Origin of the sequence: Streptomyces sp. NPDC059455, from assembly GCF_042750115.1 — a bacterium.
Lineage (GTDB): Bacteria > Actinomycetota > Actinomycetes > Streptomycetales > Streptomycetaceae > Streptomyces > Streptomyces endocoffeicus.
The window spans coordinates 1-16,627 of the sequence record NZ_JBHYVB010000198.1 but is presented as its reverse complement, the minus strand read 5'-3'; the positions used below and the strand labels follow the sequence as shown (position 1 = coordinate 16,627).

Below are 16,627 nucleotides of genomic sequence, written 5' to 3'. Positions count from 1 at the left end.
GCCCCGCCGGCCCGGCCCCCCCGGCGCGGGCGCGGTCGCCGCGTGCGGGGGCGCTGCGGGGGGGGGGGGCGCGCGGGCCCGGGCGGGCCAGGGCGGCGCGGCGGAGAAGGTGGGTGAGGCGCGGGTGCCGTGAGAGGGAGCGGGGGCGGCGGGTTTTCAGGGTAGTGGCAGTCAGAGCAGTGACAGCTGGGCCGGCGGCGAGTCGGCCCGGGCGTCCGGCTCCTCTTCGGTCCGGGAGTCCGGTTCGGTCCGGGCGTCCGGCTTCTCGGGCACATTGCGGTGGGTGCCCGACGCGTACGGTCCGATGCCGTACTCGGCGGCGAAGTCGTGCACCATTCCGGTGATCCGCCGCTGGTACCACTTCGGGGCGTAGGACCCGCCCTCGTACAGCGCGTCGTACCGCCGCAGCAGCCGTGGGTGGTGGTGGGTGAGCCAGGCGGTGAACCACTCACGGGCGCCCGGGCGCAGATGGAGCACCAGCGGGGTCACGGAGCTGGCGCCGGCCTCCGCGATCGCCCTTACGGTGGCCCGCAGCTGCTCGGGGGAGTCGCCGAGGAAGGGGATCACCGGGGCCATCAGCACACCGCACGGGATCCCGTGGGAGGACAGCGTCCGTACGACGTCCAGGCGCCGCTCGGGCGAGGGCGTGCCCGGTTCGACGGTGCGCCACAGCTCGCCGTCGGTGAAGCCGACCGAGACCGAGACGCCGATGTCGGTGACGCGCGACGCCCGCCGCAGCAGCTCCAGATCGCGCAGGATCAGGGTGCCCTTGGTGAGGATCGAGAACGGGTTGGCGCGCTCCGCGAGCGCCGTAAGGATGCCGGGCATGAGCTGGTACCGGCCCTCGGCGCGCTGGTAGCAGTCCACGTTGGTGCCCATGGCGATGTGCTCGCCGGTCCAGCGGCGGGAGGCCAGCTCGCGGCGGAGCAGCTCCGGCGCGTTGGTCTTCACCACGATCTGGGAGTCGAAGCCGATCCCGGTGTCCAGGTCGAGATAGCTGTGGGTCTTGCGCGCGAAGCAGTAGACGCAGGCGTGGGAGCAGCCGCGGTATGGATTCACCGTCCACTCGAACGGCATCCGGGAGGCCCCGGGCACCCGATTGATGATCGAGCGCGCCCGGATCTCGTGGAAGGTGATCCCGCGGAACTCCGGGGTGTCGAAGGTCCGGGTGGTCACCGCGTCCGCGGCGAAGAGGGCCGGGGTGGCCGCCGTGTCGTCTCGGGTCAGGTTGTCCCAGCGCATCGCAGGCACCTCCGGGTCTCGCTCGATACCACAATAGAACACATGTTTGATTGGTTTTAGTCAACCCCGGATTTGGGCCGGTGCCCCTGAGGTGGTTGGCTTGCGCCTGTCAGGGCGCCATGGGCTGGAGGCGCCACGTCGAGGGCGGAAGGAAATGCGATGGGGCAGGTCGAGGCCACCACGGAGCGGATCGTCACGGGTAAGCCCGAGGATGTGTTCGACGCACTCGCCGACTACCGCGACACCCGCCCCCGGCTCCTCCCGCAGCAGTTCAGCGAGTACGAGGTGCGCGAGGGCGGCGACGGCGAGGGCACCGTCGTGCACTGGAGGCTCCAGGCCACCAGCAAGCGGGTGCGCGACTGCCTGCTGGAGGTCTCCGAGCCGTCCGACGGCCAGCTGATCGAGAAGGACCGCAACTCCTCGATGGTCACCACCTGGACCGTCACCCCGGCGGGTGAGGGGAAGTCGCGGGTCGTCGTCACCTCGACCTGGACCGGCGCGACCGGCATCGGCGGCTTCTTCGAGCGGACCTTCGCCCCCAAGGGGCTGGCCCGGATCTACGACGAGCTGCTGGCCAAGCTCGCCGCCGAGACGGCCGAATAGCGCCTATGGCGCGGCTTTTGGCGCGGCTTTTGGCGCCGTTTATGGCGCCCATGACGTCCTGAGCCCGTCCCCGGCCCCGCCTCCCGGACCGAGCGTCACACTCACCGGTTCGGGTGGTTTTCTCCGCGGTCCCGCATACCCCCATACACACTCTCACCGGGGCGAATGCCGTCCGCGACCCCTCGTCGGCGATTCGTCGCTGTTTGCCCCCCGTTGCGCGTGATGCGAGAAATGGGCGGCGCAGACGTGACGAGGGGAGAAGGACGTGGGCGGCACCACCGGGACCACCGGCGCCACCGTGCCCAAGCGGCGAGAGAGCCGCGAGCACGGCGGATACGAACCGGCGGGCCCTCCCGCCCACGCCACCGACGACGGAACCGAAGCCGGCGGCGCCGGGGCGGGTGCGGCGCCGCCCCCGGCGGACGGCGCCGCCCCGGCGCGCGCCTCGCTCAGCCCGGCCCGGGTGCGGATGGTCTTCTTCGGGCTGATGCTCGCGCTGCTGCTCGCGGCCCTCGACCAGACCATCGTCGCCACCGCCCTCCCCGAGGTGGTCGGCGAACTCCACGGCCTGGGCAAGATGTCCTGGACCGTCACCTCCTACCTCCTCGCGGTCACCGTCGTGCTGCCGCTCTACGGCAAGCTGGGCGATCTCATCGGCCGTAAGAGCGTCTTCGTCTTCGCGATCGTCGTCTTCATCGCCGGATCCGCGCTCGCGGGCTGGTCACGCACGATGGAGGAGCTGATCGCCTTCCGGGCGGTACAGGGCGTGGGCGCCGGCGGTCTGATGATCGGCGTCCAGGCGATCATGGCCGATATTGTTCCCCCGCGGGAACGTGGCCGCTATATGGGGCTCATCGGCGCCGCGTTCGGTCTCGCCTCGGTGGCCGGGCCGCTGCTCGGCGGGTTCTTCACCGACCATGCCTCCTGGCGCTGGTGCTTCTACGTCAACGTCCCCTTCGGGCTGCTCACCCTCGCCGTCGTGGCCGCCGTCCTCAAGGTGCCGGAGCCGCCGCGGCGGGCCCGCTTCGACTATCCGGGCGCGCTGTTCCTGTCCCTGTTCTCCACCTGCGCGGTGCTGCTGACGAGTTGGGGCGGCACGGAGTACGCGTGGGGCTCCCGCGTCATCCTCGGGCTCGCCCTGGGGGCGGCCGGTTCGGCGATCCTCTTCGTCGTCGTGGAGTGCGTCGTCCCCGAACCCATCATCCCCATGCGGCTGTTCCGCGACTCGGTCTTCTGCGTCAGCGGGCTGATCGGCGCCGTCATCGGCGTCGCCCTCTTCGGCGCCGCCAGCTATCTGCCGACCTTCCTCCAGATGGTCGACGGCGTCTCGGCCACCGAATCGGGGCTGCTGATGGTGCCCATGATGGGCGGCATGGTGCTGGCCTCCATCCTCTCCGGACACCTCATCAGCGCCACCGGCCGCTACAAGGTCTTCCCCGTCGTCGGCGGGTTGATCTCCATCGCCGGCATGTGGCTGCTCTCCCGGCTGGAGGAGGACACCCCCCGCCAGGACTACAGCCTGTGGATGGGCGTCCTCGGGCTCGGTATCGGGCTCGTCCTGCCGGTGCTCGTCCTCGTCGTGCAGAACTCCGTGCCCGCGGCCGACCTCGGCTCGGCCACCAGCGCCAACAACTACTTCCGGCAGATCGGCGGCAGCGTCGGCGCGGCCGTCTTCGGCACGCTCTTCGCCAACCGGCTCACCGACCGCCTCCAGGTCGACCTGCCCTCCGGAGCGGCGTACGGGAGCGGCGGCGACGGAACCGGTCTGCCCGACCCCGACTCGGTCACCCCGCAGATGGTGCACGCCATGCCGGGCGCCCTGCGTGACGGCTACATCGCGGCGTACGCCCACGCCATACCGCGGATCTTCCTCTATCTCGTGCCGGTGCTCGTCCTGGGCTTCCTGCTCGCCTTCCTCCTGAAGGAGAAACCTCTGGTGTCCCACACCGACTATGCCGTCCAGCAAGACCCGCAAGATCTGCACGACCCCGTGGTACCGGCCGCGCGCACGAGCGCCCGGCCCCGGCACGCCGCGGCCGCCTCGCCCACCGCGCCGCCGCCCACCGCGGGCGTCCCGGTCTGCGGCACGGTCCAGCACCACGACGGCACCTCGGTCCCACGGGCGGCCCTGACCCTCATCGACGTCGGCGGACGCCAGATCGGGCGCGGTGCCACCGGGGAGGACGGGCGGTACGCGCTGAGCACGCCAGGCGCCGGGTCGTACGTCCTGATCGCGGCGGCCGGCGGCCACCAGCCGCGGGCGGTCAGCGTCACCGTCGGGGACCGGCCGGTCGAGCTGGACGTGGTACTCGGGGGTGCGGGACGGCTCGCCGGTGCCGTCCTTACGGCGGACGGCACGCCCGTAAGGGAGGCGACGGTCACCCTGACCGATGTGCGCGGCGAGGTCGTCGCGGCCACCCGCAGCGGACGCGAAGGGGGCTATGTGATGGACGAGTTGGTGGCGGGCGAGTACACCCTCGCCGCCAGCGCCCCCGCGTTCCGCCCCGCCGCCCTCCCCGTCACCGTCCAGGCCGCCCGCGAGACCCGGCAGGACATCGAACTGGCCGGTGGCGCGGTCCTGCGCGGAGTCGTGCGGGCCACCGGCGGCCGGGTGGTGGAGGACGCCCGGGTCACGCTGCTGGACGCGGCGGGCAACGTGGTCGACACGGCGACCACGGGCCCCGAAGGCGCGTTCCGCTTCATTGACCTGTCGGCGGGCGAATACACGGTCATCGCGGCCGGCTACCCGCCGGTGGCGACGGTCCTCCAGATCGCGGGCGGCGGCCGTACGGAGCGCGATCTCCAACTGGGCTACGAGGACTAGGCGCACTAGGCGGACTAGGGGGGCTAGGGGGCGTCCGACGGATCGTGCCGCCTGCGGCGGGCTGCTCCCCTCCCCGCCCCTTCCCTCAACCGGGGCTCCGCCCCAGACCCCGACCGCGTCGCGGGTGGCGCGGTAGGCGCGCTGGCCGGTGAGTTGATGGCGGCGGTGGTCGGCTCGTCGGCCCCTGGGGGCCAGGGGCGGAGCCCCTGCCACGCTGCGGAGCCGCATATCGATGCTGCGGGAACGGGCGGGGAGGGGGAAAGATCCGCCGGGAGGCGCGCCGCGGCGACTCCCTCGCACCTAGTCGCACATGACACCTATTCGGGTATTGCCTCCCGCAGTCGCCCGCAACCGCCGTACCGTGGGTAGCGCTGTCGCAGATCTTGCGTGCGAAGGAGTCTTCCGCCTATGGAGTACGGCACGTCGCGCTGCGACGACGGCCAGGGCGAGCCGCCCGTGGTGCCGGAGCAGCGCAGGGGTGTCCACGGGAGGATGCCGCTCGCGGTCGTCGTCATCGACGCCGAGGGGCGGGTCACACACTGGAGTTCGGGGGCGCGCAGGCTCTTCGGACCCACGCGGCAACAGGCCGTCGGCCGTCCCGCCGTCGACCTGATGCCGGTCTCGGGGGCGTTACGCCACGCCGAGGTGCGCACCGACGCGACGGGCAGCCCGGAGCTCGACGACTCGCGGCTCGGCACCGTTTACTACCCCACCGCGGGGCGGGCCCGGATGGCGGAGCCGGGCCTTGGCCGGGTTGACGTCCTGTGGTGGGCGTATCCGCTGGTGGGCCCCGGGCCGGAGCGGCTGCTGGTGTTGGCGGCGGACGTCCAGGGGGTGGGCGGGGACGCGCTGGGGCGCGATGAGCGGATCGGGCCCGGATTCGCTCTGCACACCGAGTTCCCCGGCGCCGAGCGGCTGGCCGGCCGGCTGCCGGACATCCTGCCCAACATGGGCCCGGCCACGGCCGGCCGGATCGTCGCCCAGGTGCTGGAACTGGGCTATCCGGTACTGGAGATCAGTCACCACGAGCGCGTCCCGGTGACCCCGGACTGGGGGATGCCCCGCTACCGCGAGCGCCGGGCGCGCCAGGAGGCCGTACGCCGGAGCGCGATCGCGGCGGACGGCGCACCGGATCGGGCGCACGCCCCCGAGCGTTCGCCGGACCCCGACGAGGTGGACCTGGAGTACGCGGCGGTCCGTGAGCGGCTGGAGTTCCTCAACGAGGTCAGCGGCCGCATCGGCACCTCGCTGGACCTCGCCCGCACCATCCGCGAGGTGACCAGCGCGGCCGTCCCGCGCTTCGCGGACTTCGCCGGGACCCATCTGCGCGCCCAGGTCCTGGCGGGCGAGGGGTTCCCCGACGGCCCGCCCGACGTCACCACCGTCTGGCACCGCGTCTGGGTCGAGCACAACGACGAACCGGGCCGCTGGGACGACACCGTGCCGGTCGGGGAGAGCATCGCGTTCCCCGAGCACACCCCGTTCTTCCAGTGCATGGTCACGGGCGAACCGGTGCTGATCCCGCACATCAGCGACGAGGTGGGCGACCGGATCGCCGGGCAGTTCGAGAAGCGCGACCTCAGGCCCCTGATCAACGGCCGGTCGATCCTGATCGTGCCGCTCAAGGCGCGTGATGTGGTGCTGGGCTTCATGGTGCTGCTGCGGCGCCCGGGGCGGGAGCCGTTCGACGACATGGACCGTACGACCGGCGCCGAACTGGCCGCCCGCGCCGGGCTCGTCCTCGACAACGCCCGGATGTACACCTACCAGGAGAACGTCGCCGAGACGCTCCAGGACAGCATGCTGCCCCAGGTGACGCCGCGCATGGCGGGCTGCGACACCGCCACCCGCTATCTGCCCGGCACCCGGCTCGGCCGGGTCGGCGGAGACTGGTTCGACACCATCAAGCTGCCCGGGTCGCGCACCGCGCTGGTGGTCGGCGACGTCATGGGGCACGGGCTCACCTCGGCGGCGATGATGGGGCAGTTGCGCACCGCCGTGCAGACCATGGCCGCGCTCGATCTGCCGCCCGCACAGCTGCTGCGCAACCTCGACGATCTGGCCCAGCGGCTGGGCGAGCACTATCTGGCCACCTGTCTGTACGCCGTCTACGACCCCGTGAGCTCCGAGCTGGTGGTCTCCAACGCGGGCCATATCCCGCCCGTGCTGGTGCGGGCCCGGGACGGCCGCAGCGAGCTGCTGGACCTGCCGACCGGGGCGCCGATCGGCGTGGGCGGGGTGCCCTTCGAGACGGTGACGGTGCGGGTGGCGCCCGGCGACCGGCTGGTGCTGTGCACGGACGGCCTGGTCGAGGTGCGGGGCCAGGACATCGGCGCCGGGATCGCCGCGCTGTGCGAGTCCGCGGCGCATCCGGCGGCGTCCATGGACGACGCCTGCGACACCATCATCCGGGCGCTGGCCGCCGCCTCCCGCGACACGGACGGCCGTGACGGCCGTAAGGACGACGTGGCGCTTCTGATGGCCCGGCTGAACGGCATACCGGCCGAGGATGTCGCCCAGTGGCGGCTCGCGCTGGACCCCAGCGAGGTCGGGCGGGCGCGCCGGCTCGTCCGCGAGCGGCTGCTGCGGTGGGGGCTGCCGGAGTCCGTGGAGACCGCCGAGCTCCTGGTGAGCGAGGCGGTGACCAACGCGATACGGCACGCCCACACCCACCATGTGCGGCTGCGGCTGGTGCGCACCGACGCCCTGCTGTGCGAGGTCACCGACGACGACCACGAACTGCCGGCGCTGCTGAGCGCGGACCGCGACGACGAGAGCGGGCGCGGGCTGCGGGTGATCAGCAAACTGGCGCGCGAGTGGGGGACGAGCCGCACGGGGCGCGGTAAAACGGTGTGGTTCGAGCAGGCGTTGGCACATCCGGCCGAGTAGGCATTGGCAAATCTGACCGAGCAGACGTCGGCACATCCGGCCGATCAGGCGTTGGCACACCCAGGGGAGCGGCGATGAGTGTCTCGGAACGCTACCGGCAGGCGTGGGAGAGCTACTGGCGGGAGACCTCGGACGTCCCGGGGGACGCCATATGGGACGTGGACCCCTCGCTGGGCGCCGCCCCGCACCTGGACCTGCTCGCCCCGCACGCCGACACCTCGCTGCCGATCGTCGACCTGGGCTGTGGCAGCGGCACCCAGACCCGCTATCTGGCCGCCCGCTTCGGGCGGACGCTGGGCGTGGACCTGTCCCAGGCCGCGGTGGAGCACGCACGGCGCGCCGACTCGGCGGGCGCGGCGGAGTACCGGCGGCTGAGCCTGACGGACACGGCCGCGGTGGCGGACCTGACCCGGCGGCTCGGCGACGCCAATGTGTACATGCGGGCCGTCATCCACCAGAGCGACGCCGCCGACCGGCGCCCGGTCGCGGAGGCGGTGGCCACGCTGCTGGGGCGGCGCGGGCGGGGGTTCGTCGCGGAGCTGACGGAGGAGTCCAAGGCCGTGCTGGCGAAGCTGGCGGCGAGTCCGGGCGGTCCGCCGCCGAAGCTGCGCCGGGTCCTCGACCACGGGCTGCGGCCGGCCGACGCGCCGGACAAGGAGGTTCCGGAGGTGCTGGCGGAGGCCGGGCTGGAGATCCTGGCCGACGGCCCGACGGCGCTGGCCCAAACGGAGCAGTGGCCGGACGGCTCCCGGGTCGAGCTGCCGGCCCGCTGGTTCGTGGTCTCGCGGGCGTAGTCCGACGTGGCGGTCGGACCCCGCGCGCCGCAGGCCGGATCAGTGGACTGGACCAGTTATCCACAGGGGTGGTTCGGGTCGGGCGCGGCGCGTAACGTGACGAGGCATGAAGATCCTCATCAGCGCCGACATGGAGGGCGCCACCGGCGTGACCTGGCCGGCTGATGTGCTGCCCGGCACCCCGCAGTGGGAGCGCTGCCGCCGTCTGTTCACCTCCGATGTGAGCGCGGCCGTGGCGGGGTTCCTCGACGGCGGTGCGGACGAGGTGCTCATCAATGAGGCGCACTGGAGCATGCGCAATCTGCTGCTGGAGGAGCTGGACGAGCGCGCGCAGATGCTCACCGGGCGGCACAAGACCCTGAGCATGGTCGAGGGCGTGCAGCACGGTGATGTGGACGGGGTGGCGTTCGTCGGCTATCACACCGGCGCGGGCACCGAGGGCGTCCTCGCCCACACCTACCTGGCCAACTCCATCACCGGTGTATGGGTGAACGGCGCGCGGGCGAGCGAAGGCCGGCTCAACGCACTGGTGGTCGCCGAGTACGGGGTGCCGGTGGTGCTGATCACCGGGGACGACAAAACCTGCGAGGACGCCAAGGACTATGTGCCCGGCGCCCGGTGCGTCGCGGTCAAGGACTATGTCTCGCGCTATGCGGCGGTCTGCCGCACCCCCGCCCGCACGGCCGCGGACATCCGGGAGGCGGCGCGGGAGGCGGCGGCGCTGGCGGTGCGCCATGAGCCCGCCCGCGGCGGGCCGTTCACCCTGGAGCTGGAATTCGACGCCGAGCATCTGGTGGGGGCGGCGAGCGTCGTGCCGGGCGTGGAGCGCAGCGGCGAGCGGCGCGTCGCGTACACCTCACCGACCATGTACGAGGGGATCCGCTGCTTCAAGGCCGTCACGACGGTCGTCTCGGCCGCGGTGGAGGAGCAATATGGCTGACGCGGGCCGCGCCGAGGCGATCGACGCCCAGGCGCTGGAGGAGGTGGTGCGGTTCACCTCCGATCTGATCAGGATCGACACCACCAACCGCGGCGGCGGCGACTGCTCGGAGCGCCCGGCCGCCGAGTATGTGGCGGAGATGCTCGGCGATGTGGAGATCGAGCCCACCCTGCTGGAGCGGTCGCCGGGGCGCACCAATGTCGTCGCCCGGATCGAGGGCACCGATCGGTCCGCGCCCGCGCTGCTGGTCCACGGCCATCTGGACGTGGTGCCCGCCGAGCCCGCCGACTGGACCGTGCACCCCTTCTCCGGGGAGGTGCGCGACGGGGTCGTCTGGGGCCGGGGCGCCATCGACATGAAGGACATGGACGCGATGGTGCTCGCCGTCGTCCGGGCCTGGGCGCGGACGGGTGTGCGGCCGCGCCGGGACATCGTGCTGGCCTTCACCGCCGACGAGGAGGACAGCGCCGCCTGGGGCGCCGGCTTCCTCGCCGACCGGCACGCCGGGCTCTTCGAGGGCTGCACCGAGGGCATCAGCGAGTCCGGAGCCTTCACCTTCCACGCCGGGTCCGGGATGCGGATCTACCCCATCGCGGCGGGGGAGCGCGGCACGGCCTGGCTGAAGCTCACCGCACACGGCCGCGCCGGACACGGCTCCAAGGTCAACCGGGACAACGCGGTCAGCAGGCTGGCCGCCGCCGTCGCCCGCATCGGTGAGCACAGCTGGCCGGTCCGGCTGACGCCCACGGTGAAGTCCGCGCTCACCGAACTGGCCGCGCTCCAGGGCGTTCCGGCCGAGGTGGACGCCCCGGACTTCGACGTCGACGCCCTGCTGGCCAAGCTGGGCCCCGCCGCCGCCCTGATCGAGCCCACCGTGCGCAACAGCGCCAACCCCACGGTGCTCGAGGCCGGTTACAAGGTCAATGTGATCCCGGGCAGCGCGACCGCCTATGTGGACGGGCGGATGTTGCCCGGCGGCGAGGAGGAGTTCCACGACACCCTCGACCGGCTCACCGGACCGGATGTGGAGTGGGAGTTCCACCACCGGGAGCGCCCGCTGGAGGCGCCGATCGACACCCCCACGTACCGGGCGATGCGCGCCGCCGTCGAGCACTTCGACCCGGGCGCCCGCGCCGTGCCGTACTGCATGTCGGGCGGCACCGACGCCAAGCAGTTCTCCCGGCTCGGCATCGCCGGATACGGCTTCTCGCCGCTGCGCCTGCCCGAGGGCTTCGACTACCAGGCGCTCTACCACGCCGTGGACGAGCGGGTGCCGGTGGAGGCCCTGCACTTCGGCGTCCGCGTGCTCGACCACTTCCTGCAGAGGGCGTGAGAAACACGGTGCAGCAGCAGACGGCCGTCACGGCCCCTTACGGCGACTGGCCCTCCCCGGTCGACGCCGAGCTCGTCGCCTCCCACGACGGCCATCCGGAGTATGTGGGCACGGTCGGCGAGGAGGTGTGGTGGACCGCGCCGCGCCCCGGCGAGGGCGGCCGCCGCGCCCTGATCCGGCGGCGCACCGACGGCGCCGAGATCCCGGTGCTGGCCCCGCCGTGGAATGTGCGCGGCAAGGTGATGGGGTACGGAGGAATGCCCTGGGCCGCGGTGGACCGCGCGAGCGGCGGCCCGCTGATGGTCTTCGTCCACTTCGCCGACCAGCGGTTGTACGTCCATGAGCCGGACGCCCCGGCCGGGGCCGCGCCGCGCCCGCTGACCCCGCTGTCGCCGGTGGGGGAGGGGCTGCGCTGGGCCGACCCGGTGCTCCTCCCGGAGCGCGGCGAGGTGTGGTGTGTGCTGGAGGAGTTCACCGGCGCGGGGCCGACGGATGTGCGGCGGGTCATCGCCGCCGTACCGCTGGACGGTTCGGCCGCCGAGGACCGTGTGGCGGTGCGCGAGCTGACCGACGACCGCCATCGTTTCCTCACCGGGCCCCGGCTCTCGCCCGACGGCCGGCGGGCGGCCTGGATCGTCTGGGACCACCCTCGGATGCCCTGGGACGGCACGGAGGTGATGCTGGCCGATGTCGCGGAGGACGGCTCCTTCACCGGCGCCCGGGCGGTGCTGGGCGGGCCGGAGGAGTCGGTCGCCCAGATCGAGTGGGCCGAGGACGGCGCGCTGCTCGCGGCCACCGACCGCACCGGCTGGTGGAATCTGCACCGTCTCCAGCCGCCGGAGGAGGCGTCCGGGGCACGGGAGCGGGCCATGGCCGGGCGGCCGGTGGAGCTCTGCCCCCGCGAGGAGGAGTTCGGCGGGCCGCTGTGGAAGCTGGGCCACCGCTGGTTCGCCCCGCTGACCGGCGGTCTGATCGCGGTGCTGCACGGCCGGGGCGCGGCGGCCCTCGGCATCCTCGACCCACGGACCGGCGAGCTGGCCGATGTGCCCGGACCCTGGACCGAATGGGAGCCGACGCTGGCCGTCAACGGCACCCGTGTGGTCGGCGTCGCGGCGAGCCAGCACAGCGGCCATGAGGTGGTGGAGCTGGACGTGTGCACCGGTCGCTCCCGGGCCATCGGCAGCGCTCACAGCGACGCCGTGGACCCCGCGTACTACCCCCGGCCGGAGGCCCGCACCTTCACCGGACCGGACGGCCGGGAGATCCACGCCCAGCTCTACCCACCGCACCATCCCGGCCACACCGCACCGGATGGTGAGCTTCCGCCGTATGTGATCCGGGCCCACGGCGGGCCCACCGGCCGTGCCCCGCTCGTGCTCGACCTGGAGATCGCCTTCTTCACCTCGCGCGGCATCGGCGTCGCCGAGGTCAACTACGGGGGCTCCACGGGCTATGGCCGCGCCTACCGCGAGCGGCTGCGCGAGCAGTGGGGCGTGGTCGACGTCCAGGACTGCGCCGCCGTCGCCGGGGCGCTCGCCGACGAGGGCATCGCCGACCGCGCCCGGCTCGCGATCCGCGGCGGCAGCGCGGGTGGCTGGACGGCGGCGGCCTCCCTCACCGCCACGGACCTCTACGCCTGCGCCACCGTCAGGTACCCCATCCTCGATCTGGTCTCCTGGGCCACCGGCGGCACCCATGACTTCGAGTCGCGCTACACCGAATCGCTGGTGGGCCCGCTCGATGAGGTGGCCGACCGCTACCGCGAGCGCTCCCCGCTGCACCGGGCCGACCGCGTCGGCTCGCCGTTCGTACTGCTCCAGGGGCTGGACGACACCATCTGCCCGCCCGAGCAGTGCGAGCGGTTCCTGGAGGCGGTCTCCGGGCTCGGCGTCCCGCACGCCTATCTCACCTTCGAGGGCGAGGGCCATGGCTTCCGCCGCGCCGATACGATGATCCGCGCCCTGGAGGCCGAATTGTCGCTGTACATCCAGACCTTCGGGCTGATCAGATCCGATGTGCCCACCCTGGAACTGCTGAAGTCAGCGGTTCCGAACTCCACTGGAGGAGCGAGTTGACACCCCCACCGGCCCCGCGCATCGTCGGTCGTGATCCGCTGCCCACCGCCGTCGCGGATGGCTGGCCGCAGGGCGGCGAGCCCGAGACCTGGCTGCTCAGCGTCTCGCGGTACACCGCGGCCATGGACGCGGGCGCGCCCGCCACGATCCTGGACGCCGAGGAGCGGGAGCGGGCCTCGAAGTTCCTGCGGGCGGAGGACCGCGAGCGCTATACGGCGGCCCATCTGGGGCTGCGGGAGCTGCTCGGCGCCTATCTGGGCATGGCCCCGGCCGATGTGCCGTTCACCCGCGAGGATTGCCCCGGCTGCGGCGGCCCGCACGGCCGCCCCGCCGTGTCCGGCACCCCGCTGCACTTCAATATGTCGCACGCCGGTGATCTGGTGCTCTTCGCCTTCGCGGGCTCCCCGGTCGGCGTGGACGTGGAGAAGCTCCAGCCTGCCTCGGTGGTCGAAGGGGTCGCCGAGAGTCTGCACCCCAAGGAGCGCGCCGAACTGGACGCGCTGGTGCCCGCCGACCGGCCCGCCGCCTTCGCCCGCTGCTGGACCCGCAAGGAGGCCTATCTCAAGGGCCTGGGCACCGGCCTGTCCAGGGACCCGGCGGTCAACTATGTCGGCACCGGGCTCTCCGCCGTGCCGGTCGGCCCGTGGACGATGACCGACATCCCCGTGGACGAGGCCATATCCGGGAGCTCCGGCTATGCGGCGGCCATGGCGCTGCTGACATCATTGCCGCATGCCTGACGTCCCCTACGTCGCAGAAGGAACCCGGGCCGCCATCCGCCACACCCGCCGCGAGGACGCGGCGGAGTTCACCAGGCGCGCCCGGGAGAGCATGCCGTTCCACCGCCCCTGGCTCACCCTCCCCACCACCGAGCCGGCCTTTCAGCACTACATCGCCCAGCTGGAGCGCGAGGACCGCGAGGGCTTCCTGGTCCATGCTCGGGAGACCGGTGACATGGCCGGATTCATCAACATCAACAACATCGTGCGCGGCGCCTTCCAGTGCGGCTCGATCGGCTACGGCGCCTTTCCGCCCGCCGCCGGGCAGGGCCTGATGTCCGAGGGGCTCGGGCTCGTACTGCGCCATGCCTTCGGTCCGCTGGGGCTGCACCGCGTGGAGGTCAACATCCAGCCGGGCAACAAGGCGTCGATCGGGCTGGTGAAGCGCCATGGCTTCCGGCTGGAGGGATTCTCCCCCGACTTCCTCTATATCGAGGGCGCCTGGCGCGACCACGAGCGCTGGGCCATGACCAGCGACATGCTGAACCAGCGGACCGACCCTGGCTGACGGCGCCGGGCGTCGGCCAGCGGTGCCGGGCGACGGCCGACGCTGCCAGGTGCCGGGCGAAGACGCGGCTGACGGGTCACCATGATCGGTCCGAAGCCGCTCTGTTCAGCGAGCCCGTCGGCGTTGTTCCATGGTCACCGGACGGTCGCCGCACCGAGGTGACCCAAGGCAGTCGGAACGAGGCAGCCCGTGGCCACGAGTGTGCGACGTACCACTCTGACCCTTCCCACCGCCCCCGTGGGGCCCGACAACCCCCTGCCCGCGCTGCGCCCCCTCGACGAGGTGCACCGCGTGGACGACCACATCCGGGCCACCCTCCCCAGCGACATGGCCCGTCAGGTCGCCTACGCACCACTGCGGTCGGTGTTGCCGGTGCGACTGCGCGACGGCTACGGCCGCGACCGCGCCCCCGCCGCGCTCGACGCCATCGTCCTGGAGAACGACCAGCTTCGGGCCACCGTGCTACCCGGGCTCGGCGGCCGGGTCCACTCACTGGTCCACAAGCCGACCGGCCGTGAGCTGCTGTACCGGAACCCGGTGCTCCAGCCCGCCGACTTCGCCCTCAACGGCGCCTGGTTCTCCGGCGGGATCGAGTGGAACATCGGCGCCACCGGCCACACCACCCTGTCCTGCTCACCCCTGCACGCCGCCCGCGTCCCCGCCCCCGACGCCGCCGAAGGGGGCGCGATGGTGCGGCTGTGGGAGTGGGAGCGGCTGCGCGATCTGCCCTTCCAGGTGGATCTGTGGCTGCCCGCCGACTCCGCGTTCCTCTACGTGGGCGTCAGGATCCGCAACCCCCACCACCTCCCCGCCCCCGTCTACTGGTGGTCCAACATCGCCGTCCCCGAGGACGAGCACACCCGCGTCCTCGCCCCCGCCGACGACGCCTGGCACTTCGGCTACGCCCGCACCCTCGGCAAGGTGCCGGTCCCCGAGTGGGACGGCGCCGACCGCACCTATCCGCTGCGCGGCGACTACCCCGCCGACTACTTCTACGAGGTGCCCGACGGCGCCCGCCGCTGGATCGCCTCGCTCGACGCCGACGGCGGCGGCCTCGTCCAGACCTCGACCGATCTGCTGCGCGGCCGCAAGCTCTTCGTCTGGGGCGCGGGCCCCGGCGGACGGCGCTGGCAGCGGTGGCTGACCGAGCCCGGCACCGGCGGCTACGCCGAGATCCAGGCCGGGCTCGCCCGCACCCAGCTCGAGCACATCCCGCTGGAGGCGGGCGAGGAGTTCGCCTGGCTGGAGGCGTACGGCCCGCTGACCGCCGACCCGGCCGCCGTCCACGGCGCGGACTGGGCCGCCGCCCGCCGCGAGACCGAGACCCGGCTGGAGGCGGCGCTGCCGCGTGCCGCCGTCGACGCGGCCCACGCCGCCTGGCGCCCGTACGCCGACGCGGAACCGGTGGAGCGCCTCGCGACCGGCTCCGGCTGGGGCGCGCTGGAGATCGAGCGCGGCGGATTCCAGCTGCCCGGGACGCCGTTCGACCCCGACACGCTGGGGGAGGAGCAGGAGCCGTGGCGCCGGTTGCTGCGCACCGGCGCCCTGCCCGACTGGGCGCCGGGCCCCTCCCGGGCCGACCCCGGCGCCTCGGTGGTCGCGCCCGCCTGGCGCGACCTCCTCGAAGCGGCGCCCTCGACCGCCGCGGCCGAGTACCACCTCGGCGTCGCCCAGTGGCACGCGGGCGACCGCGCCCAGGCCGAGCGCAGCTGGGAGCGGTCGCTGCGGTGCGCGGAGACACCCTGGACGCTGCGCTGTCTGGCCGTCGCCGACACCGCCTCCGGCCATCCGGCGCGCGCGGCGGAACGGCTGCTGCGCGCCGTACGGCTCCTGCTCGTCTCGGCCGCAGACCCGGAGCCCGAGGCGCCCCCGGTGCTCGAAGCGGCGGGAACGGGGCAGGGCGTGGCGCAGCGGGAGGCGGGGCCCGTGTCAGTCGCCGCGCCGCCCGTCGCCGCTGATCCGGCCGCCCTGGAGACGGCCGAGGCGGCGCTCGGCCGGGAAGCGATCCTCGCGCTGCTCGCGGCCGACCGCGCCGACGACGCACGAGCGGTCCTCGACGCACTGCGCCCCGCCATCCGCGCGCGCGGCCGCTTCCGGCTGTTGCGCGCCCAGGTCCTGCTGGCCCAGGGCGACGCCCTGGCCGCCCGTGCCGTCTTCGACGAGGGCTTCGAGGTCTGCGATCTGCGCGAGGGCGACGAGGCGTTGAGCGACACCTGGTACGCGATCGTGGAACGGCTGGCGACCGGCACCGAGGACCCACTCACCGAGGAGGTACGCGCCCGGACCCACGCCGAGCACCCCCTCCCCGCCCACTACGAATTCCGCATGCGCCCCGCCTAGTGGGCCTACGGCCCGCAGAGGGCATACCGGGTCGCACCCCGGGGGCCGGTCCCGCCGCCGCGGCGCGCCCACATGCCCTCATGCGCCCTGCAAGCGGCCTGCGGCCCGCATGGCGACTTGCCCGGCGTGCGCGCGCGGGCGGCATACGGGGTGTCCGGCGGGCCACGCGGCGGAGCCGCATATCGATGCTTTCCCCTCCCGCCCCTTCCCGCAACGGGGGGGGCCGCCCCCAACCCCGGGGGGCGCGGGGCGGGCCCCGGGGCGGGGGGTGGGGCGGGGCGGGGGGGGGGGGCGGCGCCG

At 73.3% G+C, this 16,627-nt stretch carries 11 protein-coding genes; 10 read left to right on the top strand and 1 reads right to left on the bottom strand.

Annotation, left to right across the window (positions count from 1 at the left end; translation table 11 throughout):
- Nucleotides 1–171: 171 nt before the first annotated feature.
- The gene (locus ACFXB5_RS43220) at nucleotides 172–1,242 is read right to left on the bottom strand and encodes an Rv2578c family radical SAM protein (protein ID WP_385219130.1); all 1,071 of its coding nucleotides are present in this window, start codon (nucleotides 1,240–1,242) and stop codon (nucleotides 172–174) included.
- A 159-nt stretch (nucleotides 1,243–1,401) separates the two neighbouring features.
- On the opposite strand from ACFXB5_RS43220, the gene ACFXB5_RS43215 reads away from it, so the two are divergent.
- The 10 genes from ACFXB5_RS43215 (at nucleotide 1,402) to ACFXB5_RS43170 (ending at nucleotide 16,327) form a co-directional block, all read left to right on the top strand.
- Complete coding sequence (locus tag ACFXB5_RS43215; protein ID WP_385219128.1) at nucleotides 1,402–1,845, top strand: SRPBCC family protein; 444 nt, start codon at nucleotides 1,402–1,404, stop codon at nucleotides 1,843–1,845.
- A 265-nt stretch (nucleotides 1,846–2,110) separates the two neighbouring features.
- A complete protein-coding gene (locus tag ACFXB5_RS43210) occupies nucleotides 2,111–4,669 on the top strand; it encodes an MFS transporter (RefSeq protein WP_385219126.1) in 2,559 nt (852 codons plus the stop codon).
- 408 nt (nucleotides 4,670–5,077) lie between these two features.
- Nucleotides 5,078–7,558, top strand: coding sequence for a SpoIIE family protein phosphatase (locus ACFXB5_RS43205; RefSeq protein ID WP_385219124.1), 2,481 nt, complete (start codon nucleotides 5,078–5,080; stop codon nucleotides 7,556–7,558).
- A gap of 74 nt (nucleotides 7,559–7,632) precedes the next feature.
- The gene (locus tag ACFXB5_RS43200; RefSeq protein ID WP_385219122.1) at nucleotides 7,633–8,352 is read left to right on the top strand and encodes a class I SAM-dependent methyltransferase; all 720 of its coding nucleotides are present in this window, start codon (nucleotides 7,633–7,635) and stop codon (nucleotides 8,350–8,352) included.
- A 106-nt stretch (nucleotides 8,353–8,458) separates the two neighbouring features.
- On the top strand, nucleotides 8,459–9,292 hold the full coding sequence (locus tag ACFXB5_RS43195; RefSeq protein ID WP_201852993.1) for a M55 family metallopeptidase: 834 nt from the start codon (nucleotides 8,459–8,461) through the stop codon (nucleotides 9,290–9,292).
- Nucleotides 9,285–10,625: a M20/M25/M40 family metallo-hydrolase gene (locus ACFXB5_RS43190; protein WP_385219120.1), complete on the top strand. Its 1,341-nt coding sequence runs from the start codon at nucleotides 9,285–9,287 to the stop codon at nucleotides 10,623–10,625. Before ACFXB5_RS43195 ends, ACFXB5_RS43190 begins: the two co-directional genes overlap by 8 nt.
- An 8-nt stretch (nucleotides 10,626–10,633) precedes the next feature.
- A complete protein-coding gene (locus ACFXB5_RS43185; protein ID WP_385219118.1) occupies nucleotides 10,634–12,700 on the top strand; it encodes a prolyl oligopeptidase family serine peptidase in 2,067 nt (688 codons plus the stop codon).
- Nucleotides 12,697–13,440 (top strand): 4'-phosphopantetheinyl transferase family protein, encoded by a 744-nt coding sequence (locus ACFXB5_RS43180; protein ID WP_385219116.1) that lies wholly within the window; start codon nucleotides 12,697–12,699, stop codon nucleotides 13,438–13,440. Before ACFXB5_RS43185 ends, ACFXB5_RS43180 begins: the two co-directional genes overlap by 4 nt.
- The gene (locus tag ACFXB5_RS43175; RefSeq protein ID WP_385219114.1) at nucleotides 13,433–13,987 is read left to right on the top strand and encodes a GNAT family N-acetyltransferase; all 555 of its coding nucleotides are present in this window, start codon (nucleotides 13,433–13,435) and stop codon (nucleotides 13,985–13,987) included. Before ACFXB5_RS43180 ends, ACFXB5_RS43175 begins: the two co-directional genes overlap by 8 nt.
- Before the next feature lie 189 nt (nucleotides 13,988–14,176).
- Nucleotides 14,177–16,327, top strand: a complete 2,151-nt coding sequence (locus ACFXB5_RS43170) for a DUF5107 domain-containing protein (RefSeq protein ID WP_385219112.1) — start codon at nucleotides 14,177–14,179, stop codon at nucleotides 16,325–16,327.
- Nucleotides 16,328–16,627: the final 300 nt, after the last annotated feature.

Bases quoted from the DNA above. Each gene is read 5' to 3' on its own strand.
- ACFXB5_RS43220 (WP_385219130.1), bottom strand. From the start codon at position 1,242: ATGCGCTGGGACAACCTGACCCGAGACGACACGGCGGCCACCCCGGCC.
- ACFXB5_RS43215 (WP_385219128.1), top strand. From the start codon at position 1,402: ATGGGGCAGGTCGAGGCCACCACGGAGCGGATCGTCACGGGTAAGCCC.
- ACFXB5_RS43205 (WP_385219124.1), top strand. From the start codon at position 5,078: ATGGAGTACGGCACGTCGCGCTGCGACGACGGCCAGGGCGAGCCGCCC.
- ACFXB5_RS43200 (WP_385219122.1), top strand. From the start codon at position 7,633: ATGAGTGTCTCGGAACGCTACCGGCAGGCGTGGGAGAGCTACTGGCGG.
- ACFXB5_RS43195 (WP_201852993.1), top strand. From the start codon at position 8,459: ATGAAGATCCTCATCAGCGCCGACATGGAGGGCGCCACCGGCGTGACC.
- ACFXB5_RS43190 (WP_385219120.1), top strand. From the start codon at position 9,285: ATGGCTGACGCGGGCCGCGCCGAGGCGATCGACGCCCAGGCGCTGGAG.
- ACFXB5_RS43175 (WP_385219114.1), top strand. From the start codon at position 13,433: ATGCCTGACGTCCCCTACGTCGCAGAAGGAACCCGGGCCGCCATCCGC.